7 protein-coding genes are annotated in these 5,786 nt (G+C 40.5%); all 7 read left to right on the forward strand.

What is annotated here, in order from left to right:
• The first annotated feature begins 91 nt into the window (after positions 1-91).
• The 7 genes from R7P74_RS24295 to R7P74_RS24325 all read left to right on the forward strand — a co-directional run bounded on the left by R7P74_RS24295 (position 92) and on the right by R7P74_RS24325 (position 5,587).
• Positions 92-673, forward strand: a complete 582-nt coding sequence (locus R7P74_RS24295) for a hypothetical protein (RefSeq protein ID WP_318123257.1) — start codon at positions 92-94, stop codon at positions 671-673.
• 148 nt (positions 674-821) lie between these two features.
• Positions 822-1,268, forward strand: a complete 447-nt coding sequence (locus R7P74_RS24300) for a DUF3291 domain-containing protein (protein ID WP_140055930.1) — start codon at positions 822-824, stop codon at positions 1,266-1,268.
• Positions 1,269-1,424: 156 nt separating this feature from the next.
• Positions 1,425-1,961: a GNAT family N-acetyltransferase gene (locus R7P74_RS24305; protein ID WP_318073034.1), complete on the forward strand. Its 537-nt coding sequence runs from the start codon at positions 1,425-1,427 to the stop codon at positions 1,959-1,961.
• A gap of 145 nt (positions 1,962-2,106) precedes the next feature.
• The gene (locus tag R7P74_RS24310) at positions 2,107-2,454 is read left to right on the forward strand and encodes a hypothetical protein (protein ID WP_031781294.1); all 348 of its coding nucleotides are present in this window, start codon (positions 2,107-2,109) and stop codon (positions 2,452-2,454) included.
• A gap of 134 nt (positions 2,455-2,588) precedes the next feature.
• Positions 2,589-2,924 (forward strand): energy transducer TonB, encoded by a 336-nt coding sequence (locus R7P74_RS24315; protein WP_262634493.1) that lies wholly within the window; start codon positions 2,589-2,591, stop codon positions 2,922-2,924.
• Positions 2,925-3,633: 709 nt separating this feature from the next.
• Positions 3,634-4,662 carry a hypothetical protein gene (locus tag R7P74_RS24320; protein ID WP_318123259.1) on the forward strand — a complete coding sequence of 343 codons (1,029 nt, stop codon included), beginning with the start codon at positions 3,634-3,636 and terminating at the stop codon, positions 4,660-4,662.
• Positions 4,663-4,816: 154 nt separating this feature from the next.
• Positions 4,817-5,587, forward strand: a complete 771-nt coding sequence (locus tag R7P74_RS24325) for a hypothetical protein (RefSeq protein ID WP_318123261.1) — start codon at positions 4,817-4,819, stop codon at positions 5,585-5,587.
• The last annotated feature ends 199 nt before the right edge of the window (positions 5,588-5,786 follow it).

A 5,786-nucleotide genomic window follows, 5' to 3' on the forward strand; every position in this document is an offset into this window, starting at 1 on the left:
AGCGTTGGGGCATGTCAGCCCAGTTGAGTACGAAAGTATGTAGTTATGTACTGTCTACTTTTTGTGGGGTACACCAAACTCAGGAGAAATTATGGAAGCATTTGGTTCTTTAGCCACGATCGTAGGCTTAATATGCAATTTTAAATCAGAGCGTAGAGCGTCATCTGATGATGAGTATAAAGAATTTGTCGAATGGCTAGATACTAAGCGTCATAAGTCTGTAATCAGTGAGATCGAATCTAATCATTTGTTAAGCTTGAGCATTAAGTCATTATTAAATCAAAACCATGAAGTTGTGATTGAAAAGCTATCTGGGCTCGATAGCTCACTGATTCAATTAGCATCGCAGATCGATGGACTAAAGGAGGTTGCAAATGCAATTGATCCAAATACCGAACTATCAGATCAAGCTATATCAATAATCAAGCAGTTTACGAAATCAGAGGGAAGTGTTTTTCTTGAAATGAAAATGCTTGGTGGTGCTTTATACCAAATCATGGATGGAAACGGTGGGATGCTTGACTACGATGAACCAAGGTTTCTCGATGATGACCTAAATCAATTATGTAATCTTGGCTTCTTACGGTTAGACTTTAATCGTAAAAATGAGCGATTATTTCGTATCACACGGGCTACGATTCGGTATGTCGAGCAACTTGAAAATGAGTTATAACAAAGCATTTAAGAGTGATTCCCAACGCTTGGCATTTTTCATTCTATCGTTGGGTTTTGTGTTTACGGTGGTATGGTTAGGTTTCGTGGTAGCGTTGCTCACACCTTAATGCGGCGTTATACGCTTATTGACCAAGGAGGGTCATGAAATGAAATTAGCACAGTTAAATATTGCGCTTGCCAAATATCCTTTGGATGCGCCTGAAATTAAAGAATTTGTAGACAATTTAGACCTGGTTAATGGCATAGCTGAAGAAAGTGAAGGTTTTATCTGGCGTTTAAAAGACGACTCTGGTGATGCTACAAGCATTAAGTTGTTTGATGATCCAAACATGATTGTAAATATGTCAGTTTGGGAAAATATTGACTCACTTAAAAATTTTATGTTTCGCACTGGCCATAGAGATTTCATGCGCCGCAAAAGCGAATGGTTTCATCGATTGGCAGAAGATACTTATGTTTTATGGTGGGTTGAAGACGGCCATATACCAACGCCACAAGAAGCGTTGTCCCGCCTTCAACATTTGCGAGACCATGGAGATACGCCATTTGCTTTCACATTTAAAACGAACTTTACTGAAACAGATCTTGTGTGAACTACGCGTATAACAAACTGTTTAAGAGTGATTCGCAACGCGTGTCATTTTTACGATGCGTTGTGTTTAGTGATTAAGGTGGTATGCGGTAGCTTCAGTATTACGTTGCTCACACCTTAACAGGGCGTTATGCCTCACAAGGAAAAGGAACTTTCGATGTTTAAACTCGAGACTAAGCGTCTGATTATTAGGGATATGACTCTGAACGATGAAGATGCTTTTGTTGCTATGTCTCAGGATGCTAAATATCAGCGTTTCTATGACGAAGGCGATTGTGACCCTAATAAATACCGAGAGTTAACAAGCTTGTTTATCGCTCAGGCTTCTGAGAGGCCAAGAAGATCATACCAATTAGCTGTCGAGTGTAAGGTGTCAGGTGAGCTCGTTGGGACTGTTTGTTTACGGCTAGAGGACAATCAGCAGGCTTCGATGGGGTGTGCATTTTCGAGAGCCTCTCAAGGTAATAAGTTAAGTCATGAAGCCGCCTTGGCTCTGGCAGATTTTGGGTTCTCGGAGTTGGGAGTTCACCGCATTTATGCGGAGACAATCAGTAAAAACCTGCCAGCTATTAAGCTCTGTAAGTCTCTGGGTATGCGTCAAGAAGCACATTTTATGGAGCATCGTTTTTTCAAAGGACAGTGGTGGGATACGGTTGTTTTGGCAGTCCTTCGAGCCGAGTGGGGTAAGGCATAACAAACTGTTTAAGAGTGATTCGCAACGCGTGGCATTTTTACTATGCGTTGGTCTTAGTGATTAAGGTGGTATGCGGGAGCTTGGTATAGCGTTGCTCACACCTTAACAGGGCGTTATGCGCTCGCAGAAATGGAGATAATCAATCATGGAAGATTTAGCTAATTCGTTAAGAAGTTCTGGCCTAAAAGTCAAAATTAAAAAAGGAAAAATTGCAGTTCGGCTTGACGGGCTTTCAAATCCGGTTTCGATAATAAAAGATATACCTGATGATGAGTATAAAGTGAAAACTAATGATTCGATTCTATCGATAATTGCCTGTCTTTTGCTATTTATTGGTCTGTCAGGTATTTATGAGTTTAGTGGTAATGCTTTGATAAATATTGCACTTATCTCCGTTTCTATATTGTCTTTTGTTACAGTGTTACTTACAGAGTTTAAGCTGACTAAATTACGCGCTACTGTAGTTGCGTTCAATCGTGGAGAACGCGCATAACAAATTGTTCAAGAGTGATTCGGCACGCGTGGCATTTTTACTATGCGTTGGTTTTAGTGGTTAATGTGGTATGCGGAGACTTAGGTATTGCGTGCCTCACACCTTAACAGGGCGTTATGTGTCAGAGAGAGATTATGAGATTTTTGCAATTATTTATCTTGATCTTAGTAGTAGGGTGTTCAAGTTCTGAAGAAAACACTTACTCATCGGAATATTTAGATCGAGAGCCAATAGAGTTTGTATCGCCGAGATACCCTAAAGTTGCAGTAGAGAATAACCTGTCAGGGTATGTGGTCATGACGTTTAACATTACTAAAAATGGAGATGTGGCTGATATTGTTGTAATCGATTCCACCCCAAAGGGGATCTTTGAAAAGGTAGCTGTACAAGCGTTGTCCAAATGGAAATATGAGCCACTTGAAGATGTTGAGCTTATTGCTCAAAAACAAAAATTAGTCTTTAAAATCTAACACATAACAAATTGTTTAAGAGTGATTCGGCACGCGTGGCATTTTTACCATGCGTTAGGTTTAGGGTTTAAGGTGGTATGCGGAGGCTACGGTATTGCGTGCCTCACACCTTAACAAGGCGTTAGGCGACGGGCAGGAAAGTTCTTTGTTCTCATTTTCTTAGGTCTCTTTGAGCAATCGTTTTTCTAAGTCGGCAATTCAAGATTGTCGGCTCAAATTCTTGAATCTCTCCAACCGTAAAACATGTCAAGGTTCGCGGGTTGCCTCATTGGTTTTCACAGTCGGTTGGTTGTGAATTTCACTGACTCAAAGTGTGGCAAGAGCAAGTCAATTGAGGCTTTCGAATTTGCTGTGAGTTTGCAGTTTTGGGTTTTTAGGGCTCAAAACCTACTTTGTTGCTAAAGGTCTGCATTTCGTGGTTGTCGAAATTTCGGCTGAAACATAGTGACATTTGTGGTTCTTGAATCACAAAAAGTGAGTGGGTGTTTGGTTGCTTATTTTGTTTCGGGTAATCTGCTTTCAAAACAATTTAACCACTATTGGAAAACTTCGCCTAACAAGGCGTTTAAGGCGGATTCACAACGCTTGGCGATTTCAGTTCCAGTCAGGTTAAGTGTTTAAGGTACAATGGCTTAGGTTTGGTGGTTGGCGTTGTTCACCACTTAACGCGGCGTTATGCCCCCCAATTCAAGTTCATAGGAAAGCAACAATGAGAGATACAGCTTTATTTTTTCCATTTATTTCAATACCGGAAGAACAATGGACTTATCAGACTTTGCTTTACTGGGATAGATTAGCTTCTATCGTTCCATTTGATCATATGGAGAGCCCAAAGCAAATGACACCGTTCATGCGAACATTGTTACGTGAGGGGTTAGTAGACCGCCTTCACCCCGGGCAGTATATATATGAAATTGAGGGGTTTGACTCAAACTTTATAACATTAATCGAAAGTAAGCTCAGTCGTGTACGAGCGATTCAGCAAAAATTTCCGCAACACAAGGTTTTTGGGAAGCATCGTCAAGCCCCTATACATGCTGAGAAGCTAGGAATAGTTCAAAACTACTTAGTAAGTAAAGGGTTAGCTGTTCGTGATACAGATGATTGGTATATTGTTGAAGCATGGGCCGCAAATTTATTTATGGCATATTTAGCTTCTTGTTTGGGGGCACTAGAGGAAGTGAATGCAGCTCCAGTGACTAACCGGGTAAATATAGCAAATCTATATGCAAACTTTACCGGAGACAATATTAGTCAAGAGGGTTCTGCACATAGTTCTGAAGCAAGGAAAATGATTCTAAATGCTCTTCTGCCATATCCGAATGAGCCAATTAAGGCAGCTGATTTATTTAAGTTTAAAGAGCAGCATGGGCATCTACTTCCTGCGTTCAGAAACAGAATTGAGGGGCACTGTATAACAGTGGCGCAACACTATGTTTTAGAAGAACGTATGTTATTAAATGAAAACTTCATAAATGACTCTCTTGATGAAATTGCATACATCGAGTCTCGCATGAAACCATTTTGGAAAAAATTAACTTTTAGCTCAATTACTCCGATTGTTGGTGCAAGTATTTCAGCCGCAGCAACACAGGTTGATCAAAACGCTGCTTTAACTGGCGCGGTAGTAACACTGTCTTCAACTATTATTCAAGCTGTGTCGACTATTCGAGAGGACCGTCGTGTAACAAATGCCCCTCTTGCTTACGTTGCAAGAAGTCGAGGTGGGTTGGCATAACAAAGCATTTAAGAGTGATTCCCAACGCATGGCATTTTTCATTCCATCGTTGGGTTTTGTGTTTACGGTGGTTTGGTTAAGTTTTGTGGTAGCGTTGCTCACACCTTAATGCGGCGTTAGCTCACCGTACAATAATTATACTTATGGGGATAAAATGGAAGGTCAATCAAAAGGTACAGTGTATGCTCATGCATATTTTTCAGCATCAGTAGAAAGAACTCTATCTGCGGATAATTTTGGTGATCAATGCGCTGGGTTAACAAGCGTAGCGTTGACCGCTTTCATGGTTGAAAGTTACTTAAATTATCTCTGCGAGAATATCTACCTCATTGAAGGGCGTGCATCTAAGTATTTAGATGACAATAGCCAGGAAGATATTGTTGAAATACTGCAAGCGATGAAAAGTATGGATAAAGGACTACCTTTTAACGTCAGGCTTGCTGAAGTCTTAGGTTATAGGGCACAAGCACAAATAATGATGAAATCATTAAGGAAATCCGTGCATAAAAAGCAGAGAGATTCATTCGACCAAGACCTACTCGATTGTAAGGAGTTTAATGTAATCGAGAGTAAGTACAAATTTTCAGCGAAAGACAAGCTTAAATCTGTTCTCAAAGCATGTGGTACTCCACAAGTTGAATATGACAAGTTACTTCAGGTGAATGATAAGCTTTTTGATGCACGAAATGCTCTTGCACATGGTAGAACTGAATATGTAGACGCTAATTTTAAGTCAAATGATGAACTATCGGTATCTGAAGCAGTACCGACGGTTACTGCTGGTTGGCAAGAACAGTGTACTTTAGAAAAAGCTAAGGCTATGTATAAGTCGTCAAAAGAACTCATCGCTTATCTAAACGAGGCATTTTTGGCTGAGTTTCAACCACTCAATCGGCTAAGCTCTCAAATTTCAGCCGTGAGCTAACAAACAATTTAAGAGTGATTCAGCACGCTTGGCACTTTTGGTTTGGGTTAAGTCCAGTGTTTACGGTGGTCAAATTGAGTATCGTGGTCGCGTGCTTCACACCTTAATTGGGCGTTATGCTGCCGAGTACCCCACGTTTAGTAGACACTTTACTAAGTTAGCTCTAGGGTCTAATTGAGAGGTGATTTATGGCTAAACA

The sequence above is a fragment of the Vibrio sp. 2033 genome, assembly GCF_033339735.1.